The organism is Micromonospora sp. L32 (assembly GCF_052068055.1).
In the GTDB taxonomy this organism is placed as follows: domain Bacteria; phylum Actinomycetota; class Actinomycetes; order Mycobacteriales; family Micromonosporaceae; genus Micromonospora; species Micromonospora purpureochromogenes.
Genome location: NZ_JBQHDD010000001.1, coordinates 366887 through 393816, shown reverse-complemented (window position 1 = coordinate 393816; position 26930 = coordinate 366887). Strand labels below are relative to the sequence as shown.

Genomic DNA, 26930 nt, shown 5'->3' with positions numbered 1-26930 from the left:
CTCATGCCAACCCGAGCTGCTTGAGCAGGTCCGCCACCGACTTGTCCTGCTCGGTGAGGAAGGTGGCGAACTGGTCTCCGGTGACGAAGGCGTCGGTCCAGCCCCGCTTGGCCAGCTCGGCCTTCCACTCGTCGGACTCGTGCATCTTCGTCAGCGCGTCGATCCAGACCTTCTTGTCGGCGTCGCTGATGCCGGGCGGCGCGACGATGCCCCGCCAGTTGGTGAAGACCAGGTCGATGCCGGCGGACTTGAGCGTCGGCACGTCCTTGAGCGCGTCGATCGGCGCCTCGCTGGTGACTGCGAGGACCCGGATCTGGCCGGCCTCGACCTGGTCGAGGAACTCGCCGAAGCCGCTGGCGCCGAAGGCCACCTTGCCGCCGAGCACGGCCGGCAGCAGCTCGCCGCCGCCGTCGTACGAGACGAAGTTGACCTGGCGCGGGTCGATGCCGACGGTCTTGGCGAGCTGCATCGGCAGCAGGTGGTCCGGGCCACCGGGGGACGAGCCACCGCCGACCGCGATGCCCTTGGGGTTGGCCTTCCAGGCCGCGACGAGGTCGCCGATCGTCTTGTACGGCGAGTCCTTCGGCACCACGATGGCGCCGGCCTCCTCGATCAGCTTCGCCAGCGGGGTGGTCTGGGTCAGCGTCGCCGACGACTTGGAGGTGTACGAGGCACCGACCACGCCCAGCCCCATCTGCATGGCGAGCTTGCCGTTGCCCTTCTCGTTCACCGTGCGCTGGAGGCCCACGGTGCCGCCCGCGCCGGGCAGGTTGAAGACCTGCACGCCGGTGGCGATCTTGGCGTCCTCCATCACCTTGGCCGCGGTACGGGCGGTGGTGTCGTACCCGCCGCCGGGGGTGTTCGGCACCATGATCCGAAGTCCGGTGGCCGGTTTGCCGTCGCCGCCGGACCCACCCTCGTTCTTGTCCGCGGTGGCCCCGCAGGCGCCCAGCGCCAGCGCCGTGGCGGCGGCGACGCCCATGACCAGGAGTTTTCTCCGAGTTGCCATCATGTTTCTCTTCCGTTTCGAAGGAGTCCGGCGGCAAGATGATGACCCCCGGGCAGATCCCCCGTCTGCCTTCTGTCACCAGCGGAAATTGAGGTCTTTGTGGTCGCGGTCACGCCCCGCCGTACCTTGGCCGGGCAGTTGCTCGTGCTCCAGCTCGCGATCATCGTGGTCGTGCTGGTGGCGGTGGCCGCCGTCTCGCTGGCCCAGTCCGCGGCGACCTTCAACCGGGTGGAGGGGCGGCGGGTGGCCGCCCTCGGCGAGGAGCTCGCCGGCAGCCCGCTGCTGCGCGACCGGCTCAACCAGCCGGCACCGGCGGAGCTGGTCGCCCCGCTGGTGCAGAACGCGCTGAACCGGTCCGGGGTGACCTCGGTGACCGTGGCCGACGCCCGGGGTCGGGTGGTCAGCTCCACCGACCCGACGCTGGTGGGGAGCCCGCTCGTGCTCGGCGATCCCGACGTGGCGCGGGGCCGGGCCTGGTCCGGCGAGCTGGAGGTCGGCGGCTCCCGGGAGCTGGTGGCCCAGGTGCCGGTGCTCGGGGCCCGTGAGTACAACCTCGGGCGGCACCTCGGCGTGGTGATGATCGGCGAGGCCGCGCCGACCTGGTCCGAACGGCTGGTCGGCGCCTCGTCGTACCTCTTCACCTACCTCGGCATCGCCAGCCTGCTCGGCGTGGCCGGGTCGTGGCTGCTGGCCCGGCGGATCAAGCGGCAGACCCTTGGCCTGGAGCCGCGGGAGATCGCCGGCCTGGCCGAGCACCGGGAGGCGCTGTTGCACGGCATCGCCGAGGGGGTGATCGCGCTGGACCCGCAGCAGCGGATCACCCTGGTGAACGCGGTCGGCCGGCGGCTGCTCGACCTGCCCGAGGACTGCCTGGGCCGCAGCCTCGCCGACCTGAGGATCTCCGGCCGGTTGCGGGACGTGCTGGCCGGCGCCGACAGCGACCCGGAGGCCCGGGACGAGGTGGTCGTGCGCGGCGGCCGGGTGCTGGTGATGAACCGGATGACGGTGACCAAGGACGGCCGCCGGCTCGGCTCGGTGACCACCCTGCGCGACCGCACCGAGCTGGCTCGGCTGGAGCAGGAGATCGGTTCGTTCCGCAGCACCACCGAGCTGCTGCGCGCCCAGACCCACGAGTTCGCCAACCAGCTGCACACCATCTCGGGGCTGATCCAGATCGGTGAGCACGACGAGGTGGTCCGGTACGTCGACGCGCTGAGCAGGCACCGGGCCTCGCTCGACCTCACCGTCACCAGCCGGATCCACGACACCGCGGTGGCGGCGCTGCTGATGGCGAAGTCGGCGCTCGCCGCCGAGCGCCGGGTGGAGCTGCGGATCTCCGAGCGGACCGGCCTGGACCGGCTGGAGCCGGCGGTCGCCGCGGACGTCGCGACGGTGCTGGGCAACCTGGTCGACAACGCCGTCGAGGCGGTGGCCGGCGGCCGGGAGGGTCCGACGCCGTCGGCATCCGGCGCTTCGAACGACGCCGGGCCGGGTGGCGGCGACGTGCCGGACCGGCCGGCCTGGGTGGAGGTCGAGCTGCGTCGGGACGCCTCCTCGGTGGAGATCGTGGTCCGCGACTCCGGCCCGGGGATCGCCCCGCAGCTGGCCCAGGAGGTCTTCACCCACGGCTTCACCACGAAGGCGGCCCGGGGCGGCGAGCGGGGCATCGGGTTGGCACTCACCCGGCTGGTCTGTCACCGTCGCGGCGGCGAGGTGGCGGTGACGAACACCGAGGAGGGCGCGATGTTCACGGCCCGGATGTCGGTGACCGGCACTCTGGAGGGGGTCCGGTGATCGACGTACTGGTGGTCGACGACGACTTCATGGTGGCCCGGATCCACCGGGGCTTCGTCGAGCGGATCGACGGCTTCCGGGTGGTGGGCACGGCCAGCACCGGCGAACAGGCGATCGCCGCCGTCGACGAGCTCCGCCCCGACCTGGTGCTGCTCGACCTCTACCTGCCGGACATGTTCGGCCTGGACGTGGTGACCCGGCTGCGGGCCGCCCGGCACGACTGCGACGTGCTGGTGATCAGCGCGGCCCGGGAGGCCGAGGCGGTACGTCGGGCGGTCCGCTACGGCGCGGTCAACTACCTGCTCAAGCCGTTCGGCTTCGACGAGCTGCGGACCCGGCTGGAGCAGTACGCCGCCCGGCGCAACGCGCTGCGCGCCACGGTGGTGAGCGACCAGGCCGACGTCGACCGGGTGCTGTCCCGCAGCGGCGCGCACATCGCCACCTCGAAGCTGCCCCGGGGCCTCAGCGCCGAGACCGCCGAGCTGGTCGAACGCACCCTGCGGGGACACTCGGGGACGTTCTCCGCCGCCGAGTGCGCCAACGCGGTGGGCATCTCCCGGGTCAGCGCCCGCCGTTACCTGGAGCACTTCGCCGACACCGGGCGGGCGGAGGTCAACCTCCGGTACGGCTCCGCCGGCCGCCCGGAGCGTCGCTACGGTTGGGTCTCCTGACGGCCTACGGTTCGAACTTGTAGCCGAGGCCGCGCACGGTGACGATGAACCGCGGCGCGGACGGCTCCGGCTCGACCTTCGAGCGCAGCCGCTTGACGTGCACGTCCAGCGTCTTGGTGTCGCCGACGTAGTCGGCGCCCCAGACCCGGTCGATGAGCTGCCCCCGGGTGAGCACCCGGCCGGCGTTGCGCAGCAGCAGCTCCAGCAGCTCGAACTCCTTCAGCGGCAGCTGGACCGCGGCGCCGTCGACGGTCACCACGTGCCGCTCGATGTCCATCCGGACCGGGCCGGCGGCCAGCGTCGGCGCGCCCGACTCGGTCACCTCGGGGCTCTGCCGGCGCAGCACCGCCCGGATCCGGGCCACCAGCTCCCGTGGCGAGTACGGCTTGGTGACGTAGTCGTCGGCCCCGATCTCCAGGCCGACCACCTTGTCGATCTCACTGTCCCGGGCGGTGACCATGATGATCGGCACGTGCGAGCGCTGCCGCAGCTGCCGGCAGACCTCCGTCCCGGACATCTCGGGGAGCATCAGGTCGAGCAGGACGATGTCCGCGCCGGTCCGGTCGAACTCGGTGAGGGCGGAGGGCCCCGTCGCGGCGACGGACACCTCAAAACCCTCCTTGCGGAGCATGTACGACAGGGCGTCGGAGAACGACTCCTCGTCCTCGACCACCAGAACGCGGCTCAACGGTGCTTCCTCTCGTGCGGTCAGACCTGGCGAAGCTCGGCCGGGCCGGCCTCGATCCCAGCCGACGGCAGTATCGTCTCCAGGTCGGCCGGGGGGCTGGCCGGTAACCGGAGAGTGAACGTCGAGCCCCCTCCAAGAGTGCTCGCCACCACCACCCGGCCGCCATGGTTGCTGGCGATGTGTTTGACGATGGCCAGGCCGAGGCCGGTGCCACCGGTGGAGCGGGAGCGGGCCTGGTCGGCCCGGTAGAACCGTTCGAAGATCCGGTCCACCTCGTTGGGGGCGATGCCGATGCCCTGGTCGGTGACGGCGATCTCGACGTGTTCCTCGTCGGCACGGGTGGCGACCCGGACGGTGGTGCCCTCGCCCGAGTAGTTGATCGCGTTCTCCACCAGGTTGGCCACGGCGGTGGCGATCTGGGCGTCGCTGCCGTACACGGTCAGCCCCTTCTGGCCCTCCGTCACCACCTGGATCTGCCGGGCGGCGGCCGTGGTCCGGGTCCGGTCGATCACCTCGGCGACCACCCAGTCGACCGCGACCGGCTCCGGCGCGGGTTGCGGCTCCGCGCCCTGCAGCCGGGTCAGCTCCAGCAACTCCTGCACCAGCCGGCCCAGCCGGGTCGACTCGTGCTGGATCCGCTCGGCGAAGCGGCGGGCGGCGACCAGGTCCTCGGAGAGGTCCGGCGCGGCCGCGCCGGCGGGTTCGGTGGCGTCGAGCAGCGCCTCGGCGAGCAGTTGCAGCGCCCCGATGGGGGTCTTCAGCTCGTGGCTGACGTTGGCGACGAAGTCCCGGCGGACCCGGGCCAGCCGGTGCGACTCGGTGACGTCGGCGGCCTCGATCGAGATGTAGCCGGCGCCGAGCCCCATCGCCCGCAGGTGCACCCCGAGCGGGTTGACGCCGGGGTTGTCGCGGCCGCGCGGCAGGTCCAGCTCGATCTCGCGCCGCACGCCGGTGCGGCGCACCTGCCCGGCGAGGGTACGGATCAGCGGGTGGGCGGCGATGGAGCCGGGCGTGGCGCCGGTGCGGAGCAGGCCCATCGCCCGGGCGGCCGGGTTGACCAGCACCGGCACGTCGTCCGGGTCGAGCACGACCACGCCGGCGCGCAGTGAGTCGATCGTCTTGCGGCCGAGCCCGGTGAGGGGGCCCTGCTGGTCGTCGGGAATCACGAGCCTCCCTGAGCTCCAGCGGGAGCCACCGCTCCCCGACGACGCCGCCCGGCGCCGCCACTCGCGGACGGGCCCGGACAGCAGCAGACCGGCAACCAGGCCGGTCGCCAGCGCCACGGCCACCACGACCGCCACCACCCATTCCACCCGGCGATCGTAGGGTCATTGTTAACCTGGCTATCGCCCATAACGGGACGAATCATCCTCACTTCCGCAGAAGTTCACTCGCGGGTCCCGCGTCGTTCACCGGAGTTCACCTCCGGTCCGCTCCCCCCGCCTACGGTTGGCGCGCACCCGCTCGACCCATATGCCGGACGCCCCTGCCCCGGGGCCGGCGGCACCGACCCCAGGAAGTGACGATGCGCGACGAGTTCCGGGCCGACCTGCAGATTGTCAGCCAGCTGCTGGTGGACATGGCGGAAGGGGTCCGCGCCGCGATGCGCCAGGCCACCCGCGGCCTGCTCACCGCCGACCGCGAGGCGTCCGAGGCTGTGATCGCGCGGGACGCCGAGATCGACGACCTCTACCGGCACGTCGAGGAGCGGGTCTGCGACCTGCTCGCCCGGCAGGCGCCGGTCGCCTCCGACCTGCGGGCCATGATCACCGCACTGCACGTCGCGGCGGACCTGGAGCGGATGGGCGACCTGGCCGACCACGTGGCCAAGACGGCGCTGCGCCGGCACCCGTCGCCGGCGGTGCCGGCCGAGCTGCGGCCGGTCTTCACCGACATGGCCGCCATCGCCGACCGGATGGCGGAGAAGATCGGCACGGTGCTGGCCAAGCCCGACGCCGACCTCGCCGCCGAGCTGGACCGCGACGATGACGCCATGGACGACCTGCACAAGAGCCTGTTCGGCGTGCTGCTCGGCGACGACTGGCCGTACGGGGTGGAGACGGCGATCGACGCCACCCTGCTCGGCCGCTTCTACGAGCGCTTCGCCGACCACGCGGTGAACGCCGGCGAGCACGTGGTCTACCTGATCACCGGCCAGAGCACGCCCTCGGCGAGCTGACCCGGGCGACGACGAAGGCCCCCGGTCCGTGCGGACCGGGGGCCTTTCGCGGGTACGTCAGCGGCCCTGGTTGGCCACCGCGGCGGCGGCCTCCTTGGCGGCGGCCGGGTCGAGGTAGGTGCCGCCCAGGGTGTGCGGGCGCAGCTGGGCGTCGAGGTCGTAGCGCAGCGGGATGCCGGTGGGGATGTTCAGCTTGGCGATCGCCTCGTCGCTGATCTGGTCGAGGTGCTTGACCAGGGCGCGCAGCGAGTTGCCGTGCGCGGCCACCAGCACCGTACGGCCGGCCAGGATGTCCGGCACGATCGAGTCGTACCAGTACGGCAGCATCCGCTCGACGACGTCCTTGAGGCACTCGGTGCGCGGCATCAGCTCAGTCGGCAGCAGCGCGTAGCGCGGGTCGCCGACCTGCGAGAACTCGTCGTCGTCGGCGATCGGCGGCGGCGGCGTGTCGTACGAGCGGCGCCAGAGCATGAACTGCTCCTCGCCGTACTCCTCAAGGGTCTGCTTCTTGTTCTTGCCCTGGAGGGCGCCGTAGTGCCGCTCGTTGAGCCGCCACGACCGGCGCACCGCGATCCAGTGCCGGTCGGCGGCGTTGAGCGCCAGCTCGGCGGTGCGGGTCGCGCGGCGCAGCACGCTGGTGTGCACCACGTCGGGCAGCAGGCCGTGCTCGCGCATCAGCTCGCCGCCGCGCCGCGCCTCGTTCTCGCCCTTCTCGGTCAGGTCGACGTCCACCCAGCCGGTGAAGAGGTTCTTGGCGTTCCAGTCACTCTCGCCGTGCCGCAGCAGGACCAGCGTCCCGACGGTGGGCCCCTCGCTCGCAGTCATGCCGATCATCCTGCCGCACCCCGCCGGTGGACACGCGGGTGGTGGCCGTGACGACCACCACGTGGAAAAACCGATGACCCGCGTTCCGGGCCAGCACTAGGTTGTAAGGCGCTTAGAACTTGGCGGTCATTACCGAAGCGGGGGCGCGGGCGTGCGGACGGTGCGAAGTTGGTTCCGGGACACCACCGGCGGGCTGCCGAGGACCTTCTGGTACCTCTGGACCGGCACCCTGATCAACCGGCTCGGTTCGTTCGTCCTGGTCTTCCTCGCCATCTACCTCACCCAGGAACGCGGCTTCTCCCCCACCCAGGCCGGCCTGGTGCTGGGCCTGTGGGGCGTCGGCGGCGCGGTCGGCACCACCGTCGGCGGCGCGCTCACCGACCGCTGGGGACGGCGTCCCACGCTGCTCACCGCGCACCTCGGCGCGGCCACGATGATGCTCGCGCTCGGCTTCGCCCGGCCGCTCTGGGCGGTGGCCGCGGGCGCGCTGCTGCTCGGCATGTTCGCCGAGGCGGCCCGACCGGCGTTCGGCGCCATGATGATCGACGTGGTGCCGGAGAAGGACCGGTTGCGCGCCTTCTCGCTGAACTACTGGGCGATCAACCTCGGCTTCGCCTGCGCCGCGGTGCTCGCCGGGTTCGCCGCCCAGGCCGGCTATCTGCTGCTCTTCGTGGTCGACGCGGCCACCACCGTGGTCACCGCACTGATCATCTTCACCCGGGTGAAGGAGACCCGCCGGGTCTCGGCCGCCCCGGCCCGCCCCGGTGGCGCCGCCCCGCTCGGCGCGCTGCGCACCATCGCCGCCGACCGGGTCTTCCTCGGCTTCGTGGCGCTGAACCTGTTCGCCGCGCTGGTCTTCCTCCAGCACATCTCGATGCTGCCGATCGCGATGGGCGACTCGGGCCTCAGTCCCGCCACCTACGGCTCGGTGATCGCGCTCAACGGAGTGCTGATCGTCGTCGGGCAACTCTTCGTGCCCCGGCTGATCAGGGGGCGCAGCCGGTCGCACGTGCTCGCCCTGGCCTCGCTGGTGATGGGCGTCGGTTTCGGCCTGACCGCGTTCGCCGACGCCGCCTGGTTCTACGGCCTCACCGTGCTGATCTGGACCCTCGGCGAGATGCTCAACTCGCCGTCCAACGCCACCCTCATCGCCGAGCTCTCCCCCGACCGGCTGCGTGGCCGCTACCAGGGCGTCTTCTCGCTGTCCTGGCAGATCGCCGGGGCGGTCGCGCCGATCCTCGGCGGCCTGGTCCGGGAACGGGCCGGCAACACCGAACTCTGGCTCGGCTGCGCCGCCATCGGCGCGCTGATGGCGGTGGCCCACCTGGTCTCCGGGCCGGCCCGCGAGCGGCGGGCCGCCCAGCTCCGGCCGGCGACGCAGCCGGTCACGCCGGTCACCGCCGTCCGGCAGCCGGCCCCCCAGGCGGCCGAGGCCGCCGCCACCGCCCCGGCCGAGCCGGTCGCGGCCCACACCCCTTCCTGAGTACGCCGACCGCCGGGCACGCGGACCGGCCGAGGCCGTGCCGTCCTGCCGTCCTGCCGACCCGCCGCACCCAACAGGACGCGCGGACCGGCCAGGGCCGCCCTGCCGACTGCCGGCACCCGACCGGACGCGCGGACCGGCCGGGGCCGCTGCCGCCCGCCCGGCGGCCTGCCGGGCTCGGGCGAGGCAGGGCACCCTGCGGGCCCTTTCGAGCTGATGACGTGAACGAATCAAACCCAGCGAACCCGGAGCCCGAGTCGTTGGCGACATCAGCTCGACAGGACCTCCGACCACCGTCCGCCTCCGGCCCGCCCGAACCGTGCGGTAACCCGGGACACCGCTGGCGGTGCCGCGCTGGTGATCACCGACACGGTGGCGCGGTCGGGCGGGGCTGCATACGGTCGGGGACGGATCGGTTAACAAGGTTTCTGGAGGACGGGTGCACGGGTTGCGGCGCTGGTGGGACGGAACTGCCGGCGGTCTGCCCGCCACCTTCTGGTACCTCTGGGCGGGGCTGCTGGTCAACCGGGCCGGCGCCTTCGCGGTGCTCTTCCTGTCGCTCTACCTCACCGCGGCGCGCGGGGCCAGTGAGTCGCTGGCCGGCGCAGTGGTCGGTGCGTACGGAGCGGGCGGGGCGGTCGGGGTGCTGCTCGGCGGGGTGCTGGCGGACCGCTGGGGCCGGCGGGCCACCCTGCTCGCCGCGCACCTGTCGGCGGCGGGGCTGATGGTGGGGCTGGCGTTCAGCCGGCACCTCGCGGTGATCGCGGCGCTGGCCGCGCTGGTCGGGATCGCGCACTCGATGCCGAGCCCGGCCTTCGTCGCGGCGATCGTGGACGTGGTCCCCGAGCACCGCCGCTCCCGCGCGTTCAACCTCCAGTTCTGGGCGTTCAACCTCGGCATGGCGGTGGCCTCGCTGCTGGCCGGGCTGCTGGCCGAGGCGAGCTTCCTCGCGCTCTTCCTGGTCGACGCCGCCGCCACCCTGGCCGCCGCCGTGCTGATCGCCTGGAAGGTTCCGGAGACCCTGCCCCACCGCCGCACCGGACCGGCGGGAAGCCGGCCGGACCAGGCCGGGCGGACTGCCGGCGAGCCGGTGGCCGCGGCGGCCGGGCGATCCCGGCCGCCGGGGCTGCACACCGCGCTGACCGACCGGACCTTCCTGGTCTTCGTCGGGCTCACCTTCGTGCTGGCCGTGCTCACCATGCAGACCTCGACGATCATGCCGCTGGCCATGCGCGCGGACGGCCTGAGCCCGTCGGCGTACGGGACCGTCGTGGCGCTGGGCGGTGCGCTGATCGTGGTGGGGCAGCTCTTCGTACCCGGGCTGATCGACCGGCGTCGGGCGCACCGGGTGCTGGCCCTCTCCACCGGCCTGCTCGCGGTGGGGTTCGGCGCGCTGGCCGTCGCCGACCAGCTCTGGGTCTACCTGGCCGCCGCGGTGGTCTGGACGGTCGGCTCGATGCTGGCCGCGCCGCCGAACGCGCAGATCAACGCCGACCTGGCCCCGCCCGAGCTGCGGGCGCGCTACCAGTCGGTGTTCTACCTGACCTTCCCGGCCGCGTCCTTCGTCGCACCGACGCTGGGCGGGGTGAGCCTGCAGTACCTCGGGGAGCGGCACTGGCTGGTGGTGGCGGCCCTGGGCCTGCTCGCCGCGGGCGGGCACCTGCTGGCCGGGCCGAGCCGGGAGCGCCGGGTGGCGGCGCGGCGGGTGGCCGCACCGGCGCGGGCCTCGCAGCCGGTGGGCTGACAGCAGAACGCCCACCACGACCGTGGTCGTGATGGGCATCCGCACCGCTTGCCCGGCGGCGGCGGGCGACACTCACCCCCGTAAGCGTCGCCCGCTCGCGCCGCCGGTTCCACGGGTGGCACCGTCCCCCAACGATGTGCTCCACCCGTTTCTTGCGCCTCACTCGGTGCTCGGATCTGATCGATCCGCCGCTCCCCCGAACGGTTCCGAGCGTGGCGCGGTGCAATAAAGTTAGTTCGCCCGGATTCCGGATTCAACCCGGATCGCTGTCTCGCCGGTCACAGCGCCGACGTGGCGTCCGACACCCCTGCTCCGGGCCTCGCAACGGTCAACACGGCGTACCCCGCGGCCATTCCCGTAAACACGTCAGGCGTCCTCCCGATCGGGTGATTCCGTCCGGAAGAAGTTGCTCTGCCGACCGTCGCGCAGCTGCTCCTGGTAGATGAGGTTCAGCCGGCGCGTGTCGAAGGTCCGGAACCAGTCGTCCCAGCTGATCACCTGGACCCGGCTGCTCTCCCGGTAGCCCGGGATCTCGAAGGTCAGCACCCCCGGCCGGCCCTCGCGCTCGGTGCCGGCGATGGTCGCCGGTTGGGCGCCACGGGCCCGCGCCCAGTTCTGGATCACCTCGTGGTTGCTGGTGACCAGGCTGCGGCCGGGGCGCTCGGGGCGGTCCGCCGGGGAGGAGATCACCTGCGACGACCGTACCGACCGGGAACTGGACCGGCCGGTCCGTGCGCCGGTGGTCCGGGCCGGGGCGGCCGCGCCGACCGCGGCCGGCGGGGCGATGACCCGCTGGGCGGGCGTGGCCCCGGCCTTCGCCGGCGTGGCCTTCGCCCGAGCCCCGGCCTTCGCCGGCGCGGCCTTCTTCGCCGGCGCGGCCTTCTTCGCCGGTGCGGTCTTCTTCGCGGGCGCGGCCTTCGCGCGAGCGCCCGCCTTGGCCGGCGCGGCCTTCGCCCGGGCGCCCGCCTTCGCCGGCGTGGTCTTCTTCGCCGGGGCCGTCTTGGCGCGAGCGCCGGCCTTCGCCGGGGCCGTCTTGGCCCGGGCGCCCGCCTTCGCGGGCGCGGTCTTCTTCGCCGGCGCGGCCTTCGCGCGAGCGCCCGCCTTCGCGGGCGCGGCCTTGGCCCGGGCCGCCTTGGCCGGTGTCGCCTTCGCCCGGGCGGTCGCCGCCTTGCGGGCCGCCGGGGCGGCCTTGCGGGCCGGCGCCGCCTTGCGGGCGGGGGCCGGCGCGGCCTTCGCCCGGGCGGTCGTGGTCTTCCGAGCGCCCGTCGTCTTCTTCGCGGCGGCCTTCGTCGCGCCGGCCTTCTTGGCGGGCGCCCGGCCCGTCGGGCCGGTGCTGCGTCGGGCCGCGGCGCCGGGGCGGCCCTCGGACCGCAGGGTCCGCGCGAGCGTCTTGACCAACTCGGGCTTGCGCAGAGCGGAGATGCCGGAGACACCGCGACGCCGCAACTGACCCCGGATGTCGTCGACCCGCATCCGCGAGATCTCCGACTCCGAGATCCCCGGAGTGTTCGGCGTCTGGTTGCCCGCCTGCTGCTTGGTCCTGGTCGCAGTTCCGCCGCGACCTGAGCTGTTCCGCTGAGCCATCGCACGCTCCTCGACAGTCCGTCTCGGCCTGCGGCGGGTCCCGTTTCGCCGCACCGCAGCGGTGCGGCATACCCGTCAGGACCGGTCCGAACCTCCGGCGGACGGCTCGAAAAGGTGGGCGAAGGCGGCGAGGTTGGCGGTGGACTCGCCCCGCTTCACCCGCCACTCCCACTCCCGGCGGATCGAGCTGCCGAAGCCGATCTCCAGCATCGTGTCGAACGACTCGTCCGCGTAGGTGAGCACCGCGCCGAGCAGCCGGTCCAGCTCGTCGGCGTCGATCCCGGCCGGGTTGACCCGCCCGGTGAGGTAGACGTCGCCCACCGCGTCGATGGAGAACGAGACGCCGTACATCCGGGCGTTGCGCTGCAGCAGCCAGGCCCACAGCTCCTCGCGCCGCTCGTCGGGCTGGCGCATCACGAACGCCTCGACCCGCAGCGCGTGCTCACCGACGATCAGGTTGCAGACCGTCTTGAGCTTGTGCGTGCCGGGCAGGGTGACCGCGTAGGAACCCTCGCCGGTCGATTCCCAGTCCAGCTCGCGCTCGGTGCAGACGGACTCGATCAGGGCGGCCAGGTCGCTCTTCGCGCTCATCGCACCCACTCTACGGGCGCCCGCCGGGACGCACCGGACGCGCGGCAGTGGCCGGGGTCACCAGGAACAGGACAGCGCCGGGTCCCCGGCGAGCTGGGCGGCCAGCCGGCCCCGGTGCTCGGCGATCGCCTCCCCGTAGACGGCGAGCAGGCCGGAAACCGTGCGCTGCCAGGAGAAGTTGCGGGCGTGCCGGGCCGCGCCCGCCGCCAGGTCGGCCCGCAGCGCCCGGTCGGGCAGCAGGCGGGCGAGCGTAGCGGCCCAGTGGGCCGGGTCGTGGCCGTCGACGAGCACCCCGCTGACCCCGTCTCGCACGGCGGTGACCAGACCACCGACGGCGGCCGCGACGACGGGCGTACCGCAGGCCTGCGCCTCCAGGGCGACCAGCCCGAACGACTCGTTGTACGAGGGCACCGCGACCAGGTCGGCGGCCCGGTAGAGGGCGGGCAGGTCGTCGCCGGTCTGCGGGGGCAGGAAGCGCACCCGGTCGGCGACACCGAGCGATCCGGCCAGCTCCATCAGCGAGGTGGGCCGGTCGAGCCCGCTGCCGCTCGGGCCGCCGCAGATCACCACGGTCAGCTCCTCGGCGAGGGCCGGGGCGCACTCGCGCAGCGCGGCGACCGCGCGGATCAGCACGTCGGGCGCCTTGAGCGGCTGGATCCGACCGACGAAGGCCACCACGTACCCGTCGGTGGGCAGGCCCAGCCGGCGGCGGGCGGCGCGGGTGGCCGCGACCCGGTCGCCGGGGGCGGGACGGAAGCGGTCGAGGTCGACGCCGGGCTCGACCACGGCGACCCGGGCCGGTTCGGCGTCGTAGCGGCCGATCAGGTCGGCCGCCTCGACCCGGGTGTTGGCCACCAGCCGGTCGGCCTCGGCGACCACCTGCTCCTCACCGATCACCCGGGCCTTGGGCTCGGGGCGGTCACCGGCGGCGAGCTGGGCGTTCTTGACCTTTGCCAGGGTGTGCGCGGTGTGCACCAGCGGCACTCCCCAGCGTTCCTTGGCCAGCCAGCCGACCTGCCCGGAGAGCCAGTAGTGCGAGTGGATCAGGTCGTAGTGGCCGGGCGGGCGGGCCGCCTCAGCGCGCAGCACGCCGGCGGTGAAGGCACAGAGCTGCCCGGGCAGGTCCTCCTTGGTCAGCCCCTCCAACGGCCCGGAGGTGATGTGCCGGACGTGCACGCCGGGCGCCATCTCGACCACCGGGGGCAGGTCACCGGAGGTGGCCCGGGTGAAGATCTCCACCTCGACGTCGGCCTCGGCGAGCCGCCGGGCGACCTCCAGGATGTAGACGTTCATCCCACCGGCGTCACCGGTGCCGGGCTGGTGCAGCGGGGAGGTGTGCACCGACAGGGTGGCGATCCGCCGGGGGCGGGGCCACGGTCGGGCACCTCGCTGACGACCGACGCCGGTGTGCATTTCCGCCACGTCCGCTCCTTCTGTCACGGTTTATGCCGTCCCGCACGACCGGCGCTTCTCGGTCAACTCGCGCGCCGGGTGTCATCTTCCCCATCGGGCTACGGAAATGCGCCCGCGCTCTCCCCCGGCGTGATCCAGTTCATCGACGGCCCCCGCCCCGGCCCGTCGGCAGCGGAGGGGACAATGTCTGGATGAGCTCTGTCGCGATCGTCACCGGGGCGTCCAGCGGGATCGGCGCGGCGACCGCCCGTCGACTGGCCGCGGAGGGCTTCCACGTGCTGGCCGCCGCCCGGCGTACCGACCGGCTGGCCGGGCTGGTCAAGGAGATCGAGGCGGCTGGTGGCACGGCCACGGCGGTGGCCTGCGACGTCACCTCCGACGAGTCGGTGGCCGAGTTGGCCGCCGCGGCACAGGCGGCGCCCGGGCCGGTCACCCTGCTGGTGAACAACGCCGGCGGGGCGCGCGGGCTGGACCCGGTGGAGTCCGGCGCGATCGGCGACTGGCAGTGGATGTACGACGTCAACGTGCTCGGCACGCTCCGGGTCACCCAGGCGCTGCTGCCCGCGCTGGAGGCGTCCGGCGCCGGCACCATCGTGATCGTCTCCTCCACCGCCGGCTTCACCGTGTACGAGGGCGGCGGCGGCTACGCCGCGGCCAAGCACGCGCAGACCGCGATCGCCGGGACGCTGCGGCTGGAGTTGTGCGGGCGGCCGGTCCGGGCGATCGAGATCGACCCGGGCATGGTGCGGACCGACGAGTTCGGGCTGGTCCGCTTCGGCGGGGACGCCGACAAGGCCGCCGCCACGTACGCGGGGGTGCCCGAGCCGCTGGTCGCCGAGGACGTGGCCGACTGCATCGCCTGGTGCGCCACCCGCCCGCACCACGTCAACGTGGACCGGCTGGTCGTCCGCCCGCTGGCCCAGGCCGCCCAGCACAAGGTGCACCGGGTCGGGCAGTGAGCCGGGCCGGTCGCGGGTGAGGGCCGGGCCGGTGCGGCCGCAGGGCGTGGTGACCCGGGGGACGACGAACCCCAACCGGCTGCGGCGGGTGGACAACTGGATCGTGGCCACCTGCGGCGACCGGCTTCGCGCCGCCGCCGACCCGCTGGTGGTGGACCTCGGCTACGGCGCCACCCCGGTCACCGCCGTGGAGCTGCGCGCCCGGCTGGCCACCGGGGTCCGCGCCGACGTGCGGGTGGTCGGGCTGGAGATCGATCCGGTACGCGTGGCCGCCGCCGCGCCCGCCGCCGACCCGCCCGGGTTGACCTTCGCCCGGGGCGGTTTCGAGCTGGCCGGCCTGCGTCCGGTGCTGGTGCGCGCGTTCAACGTCCTGCGCCAGTACGACGAGAGCGAGGTCGCCGCCGCCTGGCGGACGGTCACCGACCGGCTCGCCCCGGGCGGGGCGCTGGTCGAGGGGACCTGCGACGAGCTGGGCCGGCTGGGCAGCTGGGTGCTGGTCGACGCGGCCGGCCCGCGCACGCTGACCCTGGCGGCCCGCCTGGCGACCCTGGAGACCCCGGCCCAGCTGGCCGAACGCCTGCCCAAGGCGCTGATCCACCGCAACGTCCCCGGCGAGCGGGTGCACGACCTGATCCGCGCCCTCGACGACGCCTGGCAGGCCGCCGCCGGCTACGCCCCGTTCGGCCCCCGCCAGCGCTGGCTCCGCGCCGTCAGCGCCCTCAAACAGTCCGGCTGGCCCGTCCTCGACCGCCCACCCCGCTGGCGCCAGGGCGAACTCACCCTCCCCTGGCCCGCCGTCGCCCCCACCTGACCCGCCGACTCCCGTTGATCATGAGGTTGGCCGCACCGCAGGAGATCGACACCGCCGCCAACCTCATGATCAAGGCGGCCCGGGGCGGGTCAGATGGTGCAGTTGATCAGGACGGGTTCGGGGTGGAGGGTGACGGCGAAGCGGGTGTGGACCGTGTCGCGGATGTCGCGGGCGAGGGCGACCAGGGCAGCCGTGCTGGCCGTGCCGGTGTGGTTGGTCAGGGCCAGGGTGTGCTTGCTGGAGATGGCGGTGCCCTCGGGGCCGGGGTGGCCCTTGGTGAAGCCGGCCTTGTCGATCAGCCAGGCGGCGCTGACCTTCACCATGTCGCCCGGGCAGGGCCAGGAGGGCGGCTCACCGAGGTCGGTGGCGCGTTCGCGCAGCAGCTCGTACGCCTCCCGGTCGAGCACCGGATTGGTGAAGAACGAGCCCACCGACCAGGTGTCCGGGTCGGTGGCGTCGAGCACCATGCCCTTGCCGGCGCGCAGCTTCAGCACCGTCGCGCGGGCGTCGGCCAGCGGCACCCGGTCGCCCACCTCGACGCCGAGCGCCCGGGCCAGCTCGGCGTAGCGCACCGGGCCGGAGAGCGTCGAGCGGCGCAGCCGGAAGTCGACCGAGAGCACCACCCAGCGGTCGCTGTACTTGAAGATGCTGGACCGGTAGGCGAAGCCGCAGTCCGCCGCGTCGACCCGGCCGAGGCTGTCGTCGGCGCGGTCGTACACCTGGACGCCGGTGATGCTCTCGGCGACCTCCTGGCCGTACGCGCCGACGTTCTGGATCGGGGTGGCGCCGGCCGAGCCGGGGATGCCGGAGAGGCACTCCAGCCCCGACCAGCCGTTGTCCACGGTGGCGGCCACCAGGTCGTCCCAGGGCTCGCCGGCCTCGACCCGTACGGTGACGGTGTCGGCGTCCTCGGCGACCACCCGCAGCCCCCGCGACCGGACCAGCACGACCGTGCCGGGGAAGCCCTCGTCGCCCACGACGACGTTGCTGCCGCCCGCGAGGATGAGGACGGACTCGTCCCGCTGTCGCGCCTGGCGCACGGTTCGTACGATTTCCTCGGCGCTGGTGGCGGTCTCCAGCCGGCCGGCGGGGCCGCCGAGGCGCAGCGTGGTGTATCTCGCCAGGCTGGCCGGGTCGGCGGGGTCGGCTCCGGTCGTCGGCTGGGCGTAGACGTCTGACACGCCTCTCACCCTAGGCTGAGGGGTAGCCGCGGCACCCACTGGTGGCCCGGTCACCCCCGGGAGGATTGCGATGAGCAGGTTGCACGGCACGAAGGACTTCTGGATCGGAGCGCTCCGGGTGGACGGCCCGGCGTTCGCCGCCGCGGTGGCCGAGGCGCCGCCCGAGACACCGGTGCTGTCCTGTCCGGGCTGGACGGTCGCCGACCTCACCCTGCACCTCGCCGGCATCTACCACTGGGTGCACTCGTTCGTCGGCTCCGGCGAGACCGCCCAGCCGGCCCGCCCGGACCGCGCGGAGCTGCCCAGCGGGGTGACCCCGCTCCAGCTGTGGCAGCGCGGGTACGACCAGCTGATGACCCAGTTCGACACCCTCGACCCGGAGGCGCCGGCGTGGAACTGGGCGCCGCAGCCGAAGAAGGCCGGGTTCTGGCCGCGCCGGATGGCGCACGAGACGGCGGTGCACCGCTGGGACGCCCAGCTCGCCATCGCCGCCGGTGAGCCGATCGAGGCCAAGCTCGCGGCGGACGGGATCAGCGAGGTGCTGGACACCTGGCTGCCGGCCGGGCGCCGGGCGGTGCCGGGCCAGTGGCACGGGGTGGTGCAGCTGACCGCGACCGACGCCGCGCAGGACTGGTACCTGCGGCTGCGCGGCGAGGGGGTGGCCCTGCTCGACACCGCCACGGTCTTCGGCCACGAGGACCACCACGCCCGGGTCCAGGTCACCGGCACCGCCAGCGACCTGCTGCTCGCCCTCTGGGGTCGGATCGGGTACGACGCCCTGGGCGTCACCGGCGACCGCACCCTGCTGGACGGCCTGCGCACCGGCTGACCGCACCGGACCTCCCGGTCCCGCATCCGCGCCTTCCGCAAAGAGTGGCCATTCCCCGCGAATGGCCACTCTTCGCGTATCCGGGGGTCGTCAGGTCACGGCTCGGACGCGACGAGAGAGCGCTCTCTTGACACCGGTCAACGGAGCCGCAACGCTGTCGTGAGAGCGCTCTCTCAGCCCCTCACGATCGCGTCAGGACCCGGGCTGCGGCTCGCTCACCAGCAGGTCCACCCGCTTCACCACCGATTGACCTGAGAGGACTCCGAGGAAGATGGGTACCTTTTCGCGCCGCCGTCTGGCGGTGGTGGCCCTGGCGGCCACCACCGCCCTGCTCGGCACCGCCGCCTGCGCCGGCGAGGACGACTCCGCCAAGGACGGGCCGATCACGCTGACCGTTGACGTGTTCGGCCAGTTCGGCTACGAGGAGCTCTACAAGGAGTACATGGCCAGCCACCCCGACGTGAAGATCGTCGAGCGGGGCACCGGCAGCAACCTCGACGAGTACTCGCCGAAGCTCACCCAGTGGCTCGCCGCCGGCAAGGGCGCGGGCGACGTGGTGGCCATCGAGGAGGGGCTGCTGGTCGAGTACAAGGCCAACCCGCAGAACTTCGTCAACCTGCTCGACCACGGCGCCGCCGACCTCAAGGGCAACTTCCTGGACTGGAAGTGGAACCAGGGGCTCACGGCCGACGGCAAGCAGCTGATCGGCCTCGGCACCGACGTCGGCGGCATCGCGATGTGCTACCGCAAGGACCTCTTCGCCAAGGCCGGCCTGCCGACCGAGCGGGACCAGGTCTCCAAGCTCTGGCCGACCTGGCAGGACTACATCGCCACCGGCGAGAAGTTCAAGGCCGCCAACACCGGAGCGTCCTTCCTCGACGCGGCGACCAACACGTTCAACACCATCCTGCTCCAGACCGCCGGCAACACCTCCGGCTACAGCTACTACGACACCAGCGACAAGCTGGTGGTCGACAGCAACCCGGCCGTGAAGCAGGCCTTCGACACCACCGTCGACATCATCGACTCCGGCCTCTCCGGCAAGTACGGCTCCTGGTCGGAGGAGTGGGTCTCCGCCTTCAAGCAGTCGAAGTTCGCCACCATCGCCTGCCCCGCCTGGATGACCGGCGTCATCGAGGGCAACGCCGGCCCGGCCGCCAAGGGCAAGTGGGACATCGCCCAGGTCCCCGGCAACGGCGGCAACTGGGGTGGCTCGTTCCTCGCCGTGCCGAAGCAGAGCAAGCACCAGGCCGAGGCGATCGAGCTGGCCAAGTTCCTGACCAGCGCCAAGGGCCAGATCGGCGCGTTCAAGGCCAAGGGCCCGCTGCCGTCGTCGCCGCAGGCGCTCGACGACCCGGCGATCGTCGACTCGACCAACGCGTACTTCTCCGCCGCCCCGGTCGGCAAGATCTTCGGCACCGGCGCCAAGAGCCTGAAGCCGGTCTACATGGGCCCGAAGAACCAGGCCGTCCGCACCGAGGTGGAGAACGCGGTGCGCACCGTCGAGCTGGGCCAGCGCACCCCCGAGCAGGGCTGGAACGACGCCGTCAACAACGCGAAGAAGGCCGCCGCCAAGTAGCCCGAGCCAGGCGGGCGGGCGGGTCCGGCGTCGCCGGTCCCGCCCGCCCGGCGGAGAAGGAGTCCACGGCATGGCCGTCCAACTCGACGCGCGCCCCCCGGTCGTACCGGCGCCGCGCCACGCCCGCTCGAACCGGGGCAACCGGCTCACCCGGTTCGACACCCGGTACTCGCCCTACCTCTACATCGCCCCGTTCTTCCTGCTCTTCGCGGTCTTCGGGATCTACCCGCTGGGCTACACCTTCTGGGTCTCGCTGCACGACTGGGACCTGCTCGGGGTCGACCCCACGTTCATCGGGGCGCAGAACTACACCCAGCTGATGGCCGACCCCGACTTCTGGCACTCGGTGGTCAACACCCTCGGCATCTTCGTCATCTCGACCGTCCCGCAGCTGCTCCTCGCGCTGTGGCTGGCCAACCTGCTGAACCGGCACCTACGGGCGCGGACGGGCTGGCGGATGGCGGTGCTGATCCCCAACGTCACCTCCACCGCGGCGGTGGCGATCGTCTTCGGCGTGCTCTTCGGCCGCGAGTTCGGCATGATCAACTGGTTGCTCGACCTCGTCGGGATCGACGCCATCGACTGGAAGTCCAACCGGTTCGCCTCCTGGGTGGCCATCTCCACCATGGTCGACTGGCGGTGGACGGGCTACAACGCGCTGATCTTCCTGGCCGCGATGCAGGCCATCCCGCGCGACCTGTACGAGTCCGCCTCGATCGACGGTGCCGGCCGGGCCCGGCAGTTCTGGTCGATCACCGTGCCGCTGCTCAAGCCGACGATCATCTTCGCGGTCATCATCTCCACCATCGGCGGGCTCCAGCTCTTCACCGAACCCCGCCTCTTCAACTCCGGCACCAACGCGATCCGGGGCGGGCCGCTGCGCGAGTCGCAGACGGTGACCATGTACATGTTCGAGAACGCCTTCGCGCCGCACTACAACTTCGGCTACGGCTCCGCCATCGCCTGGCTGCTCTTCGCGCTGATCGCGGTGGTCGCGGCCATCAACGTGCTGGTCCTGCGCCGGCTCGGCGGCGGCGGGCGCAAGGAGGAATCCCGATGACCCGACTCTGGTCGGCCGGCCGGCTCACCTACGCGGCACTGACCCTCACCGCCCTCCTGTCGATCTTCCCGATCTACTGGATGTTCGTGGTCGCCAGCCGCACCAGCGACGCGATGGGCGAGGTGCCGCCCCCGGTCACCCCCGGCGGCAACCTGGGCGCGAACATCGCCCGGCTCTTCGCCAACACCGACGCGTACTTCCTGACCGGCCTGGTGAACTCCACGATCGTGGCGGTGTCGGTCACCGTCTCGGTGGTCTTCTTCTCCACCCTGGCCGGGTTCGCCTTCGCCAAGCTGCGGTTCCGTGGGCGCAACGCGCTGCTGATGGTCATCATCGCGACGATGATGGTGCCCACCCAGCTCGGCGTCATCCCGCTGTACATGCTGATGACGAAGCTGAACTGGAACGACCGGCTGCCGGCCGTGATCGTGCCGGCGCTGGTCACCGGCTTCGGGGTCTTCATGATGCGCCAGTACGCCGGCCAGGCGGTCAGCACCGAGCTGATCGAGGCCGCCCGGATCGACGGGTGCAGCACCGCGCGGATCTACTGGAACGTGGTGCTGCCCGCGCTGCGCCCCGCCGCCGCCGTCCTCGGCCTGCTCACCTTCATGACCACCTGGAACGACTTCCTCTGGCCGTACGCGGTGCTCAACGACCCGGAGAACCCGACCGTGCAGCTGTCGCTGCGGGCCCTGTCGGACGGGTACTACCAGGACATGTCGCAGGTGTTCACCGGTACGGCCATCGCGACCCTGCCCCTGCTGCTGGTGTTCATCGTGTTCGGCCGCCAGATCATCGGCGGCATCATGGAAGGTGCGGTCAAGGCGTGAGCGTGACGAGTGAGCTGCGTTTCCCCGAGGGCTTCGTCTGGGGTGCCGCCACCGCGGCGTACCAGATCGAGGGCGCGGTCCACGACGACGGTCGCGGCCCGTCGATCTGGGACACCTTCAGCCGTACGCCCGGAAAGGTCTTCCAGGGGCACACCGGCGACGTCGCCTGCGACCACTACCACCGGTACGCCGACGACGTGGCGTTGATCGCCGAGCTGGGATTGGGGGCGTACCGCTTCTCGGTGGCCTGGCCCCGGATCCAGCCGGACGGCACCGGCCCGGTCAACCCCCGTGGGCTGGACTTCTACGACCGGCTCACCGACGCGCTGCTCGACCGGGGCGTCGACCCGATCGTCACGCTCTACCACTGGGACCTGCCGCAGGCCCTCCAGGACCGGGGCGGCTGGACCAACCGGGACACCGCCGAGCACCTCGCCGACTACGCCGTCGCCGTGCACAACCGGCTCGGTGACCGGGTCCGCACCTGGACCACGCTCAACGAGCCCTGGTGCTCGGCGTACCTGGGGTACGGCAACGGGGTGCACGCGCCGGGCGAGCGGGACGCGGGGGCGGCCTTCGCCGCCGTACACCATCTCCTGCTGGGGCACGGCCTGGCGGCCCGCGCGCTGCGCGCGGCCGGCGCGCCGACCCTCGGGATCACCCTCAACCCGGCCGACGTGCAGCCCGCCGACCCGGCCAACGCCGCCGACGTCGCCGCCGCCCGACTGGTCGACGGCCTGCACAACCGGATCTTCCTCGACCCGCTGACCGGCGCCGGCTACCCGGACGACGTGCTGGCGCACCTCGGCCGGCTGGTGGAGCCGACGTTCATCCGGGACGGCGACGAGAAGCTCATCGCCGCGCCGATCGACCTGCTCGGGGTGAACTACTACGCCCCGACCTACGTCGCCGGCCGTCCGGACGCCGTAGGCGGCGGCGGGGCGTACCCGGGCACCGAGGGCGTGGTGGAGTTCCTGCCGCCCACCGGCCCGCTGACCGACATGGGCTGGATGATCGAGGCGACCGGGCTGACCCGGCTGCTGGAGCGGATCGCCCGGGACTACCCGGGGCTGCCGATGCTGATCACCGAGAACGGCGGCGCCTTCCCGGACAAGCCCGGCGCCGACGGCCCGGACGGTCTCGGCCAGGTCATGGACACCGACCGGATCGCCTACCTCGACGGGCACCTGCGGGCGGCGCACCAGGCCATCGCCCGGGGGGTGGACCTGCGCGGCTATCTCGTATGGTCGTTGCTGGACAACTTCGAGTGGGCCGAGGGCTATCGGAAGCGGTTCGGGATCGTCCACGTCGACTACCTGACCCAGCGGCGCACACCGAAATCCAGCGCCCGGTGGTACCAGGAGGTGATCTCCCGGAACGGGCTGTGACGAGGTGGTGGTGACGGGGATGACGACCGCGCAGCGACCGACCCTGGAGGCGGTCGCCCGCCGGGCCGGGGTGTCCCGGGCGACCGTGTCCCGGGTGGTCAACGGCTCCACCACGGTGGCCGAGCCGATCCAGGAGGCGGTCCGTCGGGCCGTGGCCGAGCTGGGGTACGTGCCGAACCTGGCCGCCCGTAGCCTGGTCACCCAGCGGACCGACTCGGTCGCCCTGGTCATGCCCGAGGAGGCCACCCGGGTCTTCTCCGACGACCAGGTGTTCCCGGGCATCATCCGGGGGGCGGCCCAGGAGCTGGAGGCGGCCGACAAGCAGCTGGTGCTGATGCTCGCCGGGTCGGCGGCCGGCCACGAACGGGTCGAGCGGTACACCACCGGCCGGCACGTCGACGGGGTGCTCTTCGCCTCGCTGCACGGTGCCGACCCGCTGCCCGGCACCCTGGCCCGGCTCGGCATCCCGGTGGTCTGCGCCGGCCGGCCGCTCGACGGCGCGCGGGTGCCGTACGTCGACGTCGACAACGTCGGCGGGGTGGCCCGGGCGGTGCAGCACCTGATCGAGAACGGTCGCCGCCGGATCGCCAGCATCGCCGGCCCGCAGGACATGATCGCCGGCATCGAGCGGCTCACCGGCTACCGGGAGACGGTCACCGCCGCCGGGCTGGACGAGCTGGTCGCGTACGGCGACTTCACCCGGGAGTCCGGGGCGGCGGCCATGCACCAGCTGCTCACCGCGCACCCCGACCTGGACGCGGTCTTCGCCGCCAGCGACCTGATGGCGCACGCCGCCCTGCGGACCCTTCGCGAGGCGGGACGGCGGGTGCCGGACGACGTCGCGGTGATCGGCTTCGACGACATCGAGACGGCGGCCTACACCGAGCCGCCGCTGACCACGGTGCGCTGGGAGATCGTGGAGCTGGGCCGGGAGATGACCCGGCAGTTGCTGCGGCTCGCCGCGGGCGAGGCGATCGAGGAGTCGGTGATCCTGCCGACCGAGCTGGTGGTGCGCGGATCCGCCTGACCGTCGAGCCCCCGCCGGGTCCGGATCGCTCCCGTCCACGCCTTTGGCGACAGTCGTTCGGCGCGCCGCCTGCCACAGCGGGAAAGCCGCCCACCCCTGTGTTGCGGTGAGTGACGACAGGCCGCCGGCCGGCACCCCTCCTCTCCCGCTTTGCTCTGCTGCCGCCCAGGCGACAGCAACTCTGAGTCACAACCACCCTGACCCGTCCCCGCTAGCCGGAAGAGAAAGCGCCTGCTCCAAGGCGTGTTGCGTCTGCGGCAGCAGAGCAAAGCGCGGGGAAGGCAATCGAGGCTCCCCCGTGACCACTCACGGTCCGTGAGAGTGGCTCTGGCTACTCACGGCGACGACCTTTCGGGGGACGACGCCCGGGTTCGGCGACGGACCCGCTGGAACCGGTCGTCGCGGAGCGGGTACGGCTGGTTCGGTGGGCGGGCTCGGACATCGGAGGTCGGACTTCAGGGTCGTGCCTACGCCGGCCTCGTGATCTCCATGTCAGCTCTCCACGACGGGCTGACCGAGCGACCGGCGGGTGAGCAGGGTGGCCCCGGCGACGGCGGCCGGCATGACCAGCACGGCGCCGAGCGGGATCAGGAAGCACAGGAAGACCGCCACGCCGAAGCCGAGCGTGGTGGGCCGGTCCGCCTTCAGGATCGACCGGCGGTCGGGCAGCCGTAGCCCGCGCCGGGAGAACGGCGCCCCCACCAGTTCGACGGCGAGCAGCCAGCCACCCACCGCCGCCCCGATCACCGGCACCACCGTCTGGCCGACGACTGGGATGAACCCGGCGGCGAAGAGCGGGATGCCGAACAGCACCGACAGCCCGACCAGCCGCAGGGAGTCGACGACGCTGCGCCGCAGCGAGGCCCAGAACGTCACCTCCACCCCGCCCGGGGTGCCACCGAGGCGCTCCTCCACCCGCTCGGAGATCTTCTCGTAGAACGGGTCACCGATGACCAGGGTGACCGCGGTGAAGCTGACCACCGCCAGCAGCCCGCCCAGCCCGAGGAAGGCCAGCCCGGCGATCACCCGGACCAGGCTCCGCGCGGTGGTCGACCAGTCGTCGGCGAACGGGGTGACCAGCGCGGCCAGGTCGTCCACGAAGTACACCAGGGCGGCGAAGGCGGACAGGAAGACCGCACCGGAGATCAGCGCCGGCACGATGCCGAGCAGCATCAGCCCCGGGCTGCGGACGTAGAGGCCGAGGCCGCGCAGGAGCAGCCCGACGCCGGAGAGGAATCGACCGACGGCGCCGGTGACCGGCGCGGCGATGCTGGGTGCGTTCACGAGCGGAGAGCCTAGTGCTCACCGGCACGCCCCGGAGCCGGGCAGGATGGTCGGGTGCGCGCGTCCCGGCTGATCTCCCTGGTGCTGCTGTTGCAGTCCCGCGGCACGATGACCGCCGCCGAACTGGCCCGCGAGCTGGAGGTGTCCGAGCGGACGGTCTACCGGGACGTGCTGGCGCTCTCCGCCGCCGGGGTGCCGGTCTACGCCGACCGAGGCCGGGCCGGCGGGTACCGCCTCCTCGGCGGCTACCGGACCCGACTGACCGGCCTGACCCGGGACGAGGCCGAGGCGCTCTTCCTCTCCGGCCTGCCCGGCCCGGCCGGTGAGATGGGGCTGGCGGACGCGGTGGCGGCCGCCGAGCTGAAGGTGCTCGCCGCGCTGCCGCCGAGCCTGCGGGACGCCCCCGCCCGCGCCGGGCAGCGGTTCCACCTGGACGTGCCGGGCTGGTTCCGGGAGTCCGCGCCGCCACCGTGGCTGGCCGACCTGGCCCGGGCGGTCTGGCGGGACCGGGTGGTCGAGCTGCGCTACCGGCGCGGCGACCGGGAGGTCACGCGGGAGCTGTGCCCCTACGGGCTGGTCCTCAAGAGCGGGATCTGGTACCTGGTCGGCTGCGTCGGCGACCGGTACCGGACGTACCGGGTGGACCGGGTGACGGGCGTCGAGGTGGGTGGGGAGAGCTTCGACCGGGACGACAACTTCGACCTGGCCGCGTACTGGCGGGAGCAGGCCGAGGCGTTCCTGCGGAGCATGCTCCGGGCCGAGGTGACGATCCGCCTGAGCCCCGCCGGCCTGCGCCGGCTCCGGCACCTCGCCGACGCCCCCTTCGTGTACGCCGAGGCGCTCGCCGCCGCCGGCGAACCCGACGGGCAGGGGTGGGTGGTGACCCGGCTGCCCGTCGAGTCCGTCGAGGTGGCGTACTCCCAGATGCTGGGGCTGGGCCCGGAGGTGGAGGTTCTGGACCCGCCGGAGCTGAGGGAACGGCTGGCGGACGCCGCGAGGCGGTCCGCCGCCCGCTACCTCCCCACCGGTCAGCGGTAGCCCGTGACGTCGGCGGGCTTGCCGGCGTCGACCACCTCGGCGATGTAGCGGAAGGCGTCCGGCCGGCTGCCGTCGACGTCGGTGAACCCGTACACCTGGGACAGCTCGCCGGCCGAGACGGAGGCCTGGTTCCAACGGGCCTTCCCCTCGTCGGCGGCGAGCGCCGCGACCGCGCGTCCGACGAAGGCCGGGGTCTCCGAGATGAGGAAGTGCGGGTCCTTCGCCGCGCCGTCGCGCCAGTTCTCCTCGGTGACCTCGTAGTGCTCCAGCATGGCCTCGGACCGGATCCAACCGGGAGTCAGCGCGACGGCCGTGCCACCGTGCGGCTTCAGTTCGTGCCCCCAGCTGAACGCGAGCCGGTTCACCGACACCTTGGCCAGGTCGTAGAAGACCGAGAGCCGGTAGTTCTCGTCGTTGTACGACCGGGTGCCGTCCCCGATCTCCACGACCAGCCCACCTGGACGGCGGATCAGCAGGGGCAGCGCGAAGTGGCTGGTGATGATGTGCGTGTCGATCGCCAGGCGCAGGGTACGGAAGCCGGCGTCCAGGGGCTGTTCCCAGACCGGCTTCTCCCAGGTGATCAGCGGGTCGCCGCCCCAGATGTCGTTGACCAGCACGTCCAGCCGGCCCTGCTCCGCGTCGATCCGGGCGACCAACTCCCGGACCTCGTCGGGGACGAGGTGGTCGACCCGGGCGGCGATGCCGGTGCCGCCGGCCGCGGTGACCAGCTCAGCGGTCTCCTCGATGGTCTCCGGGCGGTCCATCTCGGAGCGGCCGGCCCGGCTGCTGCGGCCGGTGGCGTAGACGGTCGCCCCGGCCGCGCCGAGCTGGATGGCGATCTGCCGGCCGGCGCCCCGCGTCGCCCCGGCGACCAGCGCGATCTTCCCTGTCAGCGGTTTCGTCGTCATGCGTCCGACCCTGACAGGAAAACCTGACACCCGAAGTCCGGTTTCGCGATCGGGT

Annotated in this window: 23 protein-coding genes and 1 pseudogene; 14 read left to right on the top strand and 10 right to left on the bottom strand. The window is 72.8% G+C overall.

Annotated features, from left to right (window positions below; translation table 11 throughout):
* Position 1: 1 nt before the first annotated feature.
* Positions 2–1009 (bottom strand): Bug family tripartite tricarboxylate transporter substrate binding protein, encoded by a 1008-nt coding sequence (locus tag ACTMTB_RS01950; RefSeq protein ID WP_441142213.1) that lies wholly within the window; start codon positions 1007–1009, stop codon positions 2–4.
* A 99-nt stretch (positions 1010–1108) separates the two neighbouring features.
* Between ACTMTB_RS01950 and ACTMTB_RS01945 the strand changes: the two genes are divergently transcribed.
* Positions 1109–2803 (top strand): ATP-binding protein, encoded by a 1695-nt coding sequence (locus ACTMTB_RS01945; RefSeq protein WP_441142212.1) that lies wholly within the window; start codon positions 1109–1111, stop codon positions 2801–2803.
* On the top strand, positions 2800–3474 hold the full coding sequence (locus tag ACTMTB_RS01940; RefSeq protein ID WP_170285406.1) for a response regulator: 675 nt from the start codon (positions 2800–2802) through the stop codon (positions 3472–3474). The genes ACTMTB_RS01945 and ACTMTB_RS01940 overlap by 4 nt, the downstream gene beginning before the upstream one ends.
* 4 nt (positions 3475–3478) lie before the next feature.
* Here ACTMTB_RS01940 and ACTMTB_RS01935 read toward each other — a convergent pair whose 3' ends face one another.
* Complete coding sequence (locus ACTMTB_RS01935; RefSeq protein ID WP_154941669.1) at positions 3479–4162, bottom strand: response regulator transcription factor; 684 nt, start codon at positions 4160–4162, stop codon at positions 3479–3481.
* A gap of 20 nt (positions 4163–4182) precedes the next feature.
* The gene (locus ACTMTB_RS01930; RefSeq protein WP_441142609.1) at positions 4183–5454 is read right to left on the bottom strand and encodes a sensor histidine kinase; all 1272 of its coding nucleotides are present in this window, start codon (positions 5452–5454) and stop codon (positions 4183–4185) included.
* Between the two features lie 233 nt (positions 5455–5687).
* On the opposite strand from ACTMTB_RS01930, the gene phoU reads away from it, so the two are divergent.
* Positions 5688–6341, top strand: coding sequence for a phosphate signaling complex protein PhoU (gene phoU, locus ACTMTB_RS01925; RefSeq protein ID WP_210773633.1), 654 nt, complete (start codon positions 5688–5690; stop codon positions 6339–6341).
* A gap of 57 nt (positions 6342–6398) precedes the next feature.
* On the opposite strand, the gene ACTMTB_RS01920 is transcribed toward phoU, so the two are convergent.
* Positions 6399–7166: a phosphoglyceromutase gene (locus ACTMTB_RS01920; RefSeq protein WP_441142211.1), complete on the bottom strand. Its 768-nt coding sequence runs from the start codon at positions 7164–7166 to the stop codon at positions 6399–6401.
* Between the two features lie 151 nt (positions 7167–7317).
* Here ACTMTB_RS01920 and ACTMTB_RS01915 point away from each other — a divergent pair, with 151 nt between their 5' ends.
* Positions 7318–8649 carry an MDR family MFS transporter gene (locus ACTMTB_RS01915; protein ID WP_441142210.1) on the top strand — a complete coding sequence of 444 codons (1332 nt, stop codon included), beginning with the start codon at positions 7318–7320 and terminating at the stop codon, positions 8647–8649.
* 439 nt (positions 8650–9088) lie between these two features.
* Positions 9089–10393 carry an MFS transporter gene (locus ACTMTB_RS01910; RefSeq protein ID WP_441142209.1) on the top strand — a complete coding sequence of 435 codons (1305 nt, stop codon included), beginning with the start codon at positions 9089–9091 and terminating at the stop codon, positions 10391–10393.
* A gap of 366 nt (positions 10394–10759) precedes the next feature.
* Here the strand turns inward: ACTMTB_RS01910 and ACTMTB_RS01905 are convergent.
* The 3 genes and pseudogenes from ACTMTB_RS01905 to mshA form a co-directional block, all read right to left on the bottom strand.
* Positions 10760–11362 (bottom strand): annotated as a pseudogene (locus ACTMTB_RS01905) (hypothetical protein); the annotation flags it as partial.
* A 690-nt stretch (positions 11363–12052) separates the two neighbouring features.
* Positions 12053–12568 carry a YbjN domain-containing protein gene (locus tag ACTMTB_RS01900; protein ID WP_238451554.1) on the bottom strand — a complete coding sequence of 172 codons (516 nt, stop codon included), beginning with the start codon at positions 12566–12568 and terminating at the stop codon, positions 12053–12055.
* Positions 12569–12625: 57 nt separating this feature from the next.
* Positions 12626–13990 (bottom strand): D-inositol-3-phosphate glycosyltransferase, encoded by a 1365-nt coding sequence (gene mshA, locus ACTMTB_RS01895; protein WP_441142208.1) that lies wholly within the window; start codon positions 13988–13990, stop codon positions 12626–12628.
* A 182-nt stretch (positions 13991–14172) separates the two neighbouring features.
* On the opposite strand from mshA, the gene ACTMTB_RS01890 reads away from it, so the two are divergent.
* Complete coding sequence (locus tag ACTMTB_RS01890; protein WP_441142207.1) at positions 14173–14940, top strand: SDR family NAD(P)-dependent oxidoreductase; 768 nt, start codon at positions 14173–14175, stop codon at positions 14938–14940.
* A gap of 31 nt (positions 14941–14971) precedes the next feature.
* Complete coding sequence (locus ACTMTB_RS01885; RefSeq protein ID WP_441142206.1) at positions 14972–15751, top strand: class I SAM-dependent methyltransferase; 780 nt, start codon at positions 14972–14974, stop codon at positions 15749–15751.
* Between the two features lie 89 nt (positions 15752–15840).
* Here ACTMTB_RS01885 and ACTMTB_RS01880 read toward each other — a convergent pair whose 3' ends face one another.
* Positions 15841–16932 (bottom strand): UDP-N-acetylmuramate dehydrogenase, encoded by a 1092-nt coding sequence (locus ACTMTB_RS01880; protein WP_441142205.1) that lies wholly within the window; start codon positions 16930–16932, stop codon positions 15841–15843.
* Between the two features lie 70 nt (positions 16933–17002).
* Between ACTMTB_RS01880 and ACTMTB_RS01875 the strand changes: the two genes are divergently transcribed.
* From ACTMTB_RS01875 to ACTMTB_RS01850, 6 genes are all read left to right on the top strand, one after another.
* On the top strand, positions 17003–17761 hold the full coding sequence (locus ACTMTB_RS01875; RefSeq protein WP_357909640.1) for a maleylpyruvate isomerase family mycothiol-dependent enzyme: 759 nt from the start codon (positions 17003–17005) through the stop codon (positions 17759–17761).
* A 271-nt stretch (positions 17762–18032) separates the two neighbouring features.
* The gene (locus ACTMTB_RS01870; protein ID WP_441142204.1) at positions 18033–19340 is read left to right on the top strand and encodes an ABC transporter substrate-binding protein; all 1308 of its coding nucleotides are present in this window, start codon (positions 18033–18035) and stop codon (positions 19338–19340) included.
* A gap of 70 nt (positions 19341–19410) precedes the next feature.
* Positions 19411–20400 (top strand): carbohydrate ABC transporter permease, encoded by a 990-nt coding sequence (locus ACTMTB_RS01865; protein ID WP_441142203.1) that lies wholly within the window; start codon positions 19411–19413, stop codon positions 20398–20400.
* The gene (locus ACTMTB_RS01860) at positions 20397–21230 is read left to right on the top strand and encodes a carbohydrate ABC transporter permease (RefSeq protein WP_154941642.1); all 834 of its coding nucleotides are present in this window, start codon (positions 20397–20399) and stop codon (positions 21228–21230) included. The genes ACTMTB_RS01865 and ACTMTB_RS01860 overlap by 4 nt, the downstream gene beginning before the upstream one ends.
* Positions 21231–21232: 2 nt before the next feature.
* Entirely contained in the window at positions 21233–22618 is a 1386-nt protein-coding gene (locus tag ACTMTB_RS01855; RefSeq protein WP_441142607.1) for a GH1 family beta-glucosidase, read from the top strand.
* Between the two features lie 19 nt (positions 22619–22637).
* Positions 22638–23645, top strand: coding sequence for a LacI family DNA-binding transcriptional regulator (locus ACTMTB_RS01850; protein ID WP_441142202.1), 1008 nt, complete (start codon positions 22638–22640; stop codon positions 23643–23645).
* Between the two features lie 492 nt (positions 23646–24137).
* On the opposite strand, the gene ACTMTB_RS01845 is transcribed toward ACTMTB_RS01850, so the two are convergent.
* Positions 24138–24929: an EI24 domain-containing protein gene (locus ACTMTB_RS01845; protein WP_441142201.1), complete on the bottom strand. Its 792-nt coding sequence runs from the start codon at positions 24927–24929 to the stop codon at positions 24138–24140.
* Between the two features lie 54 nt (positions 24930–24983).
* On the opposite strand from ACTMTB_RS01845, the gene ACTMTB_RS01840 reads away from it, so the two are divergent.
* On the top strand, positions 24984–25967 hold the full coding sequence (locus ACTMTB_RS01840; RefSeq protein ID WP_441142200.1) for a helix-turn-helix transcriptional regulator: 984 nt from the start codon (positions 24984–24986) through the stop codon (positions 25965–25967).
* Here the strand turns inward: ACTMTB_RS01840 and ACTMTB_RS01835 are convergent.
* Entirely contained in the window at positions 25958–26875 is a 918-nt protein-coding gene (locus tag ACTMTB_RS01835; protein WP_280839456.1) for an SDR family oxidoreductase, read from the bottom strand. The genes ACTMTB_RS01840 and ACTMTB_RS01835 overlap by 10 nt on opposite strands.
* Positions 26876–26930 lie beyond the last annotated feature (55 nt).

Excerpts from the sequence above, each read along its gene's own strand:
- ACTMTB_RS01875 (WP_357909640.1), top strand. The coding sequence starts at position 17,003 with ATGAGCAGGTTGCACGGCACGAAGGACTTCTGGATCGGAGCGCTCCGG.
- ACTMTB_RS01950 (WP_441142213.1), bottom strand. The coding sequence starts at position 1,009 with ATGGCAACTCGGAGAAAACTCCTGGTCATGGGCGTCGCCGCCGCCACG.
- ACTMTB_RS01850 (WP_441142202.1), top strand. The coding sequence starts at position 22,638 with ATGACGACCGCGCAGCGACCGACCCTGGAGGCGGTCGCCCGCCGGGCC.
- ACTMTB_RS01900 (WP_238451554.1), bottom strand. The coding sequence starts at position 12,568 with ATGAGCGCGAAGAGCGACCTGGCCGCCCTGATCGAGTCCGTCTGCACC.
- ACTMTB_RS01835 (WP_280839456.1), bottom strand. The coding sequence starts at position 26,875 with ATGACGACGAAACCGCTGACAGGGAAGATCGCGCTGGTCGCCGGGGCG.
- phoU (WP_210773633.1), top strand. The coding sequence starts at position 5,688 with ATGCGCGACGAGTTCCGGGCCGACCTGCAGATTGTCAGCCAGCTGCTG.
- ACTMTB_RS01920 (WP_441142211.1), bottom strand. The coding sequence starts at position 7,166 with ATGACTGCGAGCGAGGGGCCCACCGTCGGGACGCTGGTCCTGCTGCGG.
- ACTMTB_RS01870 (WP_441142204.1), top strand. The coding sequence starts at position 18,033 with ATGGGTACCTTTTCGCGCCGCCGTCTGGCGGTGGTGGCCCTGGCGGCC.
- ACTMTB_RS01890 (WP_441142207.1), top strand. The coding sequence starts at position 14,173 with ATGAGCTCTGTCGCGATCGTCACCGGGGCGTCCAGCGGGATCGGCGCG.
- ACTMTB_RS01865 (WP_441142203.1), top strand. The coding sequence starts at position 19,411 with ATGGCCGTCCAACTCGACGCGCGCCCCCCGGTCGTACCGGCGCCGCGC.
- ACTMTB_RS01860 (WP_154941642.1), top strand. The coding sequence starts at position 20,397 with ATGACCCGACTCTGGTCGGCCGGCCGGCTCACCTACGCGGCACTGACC.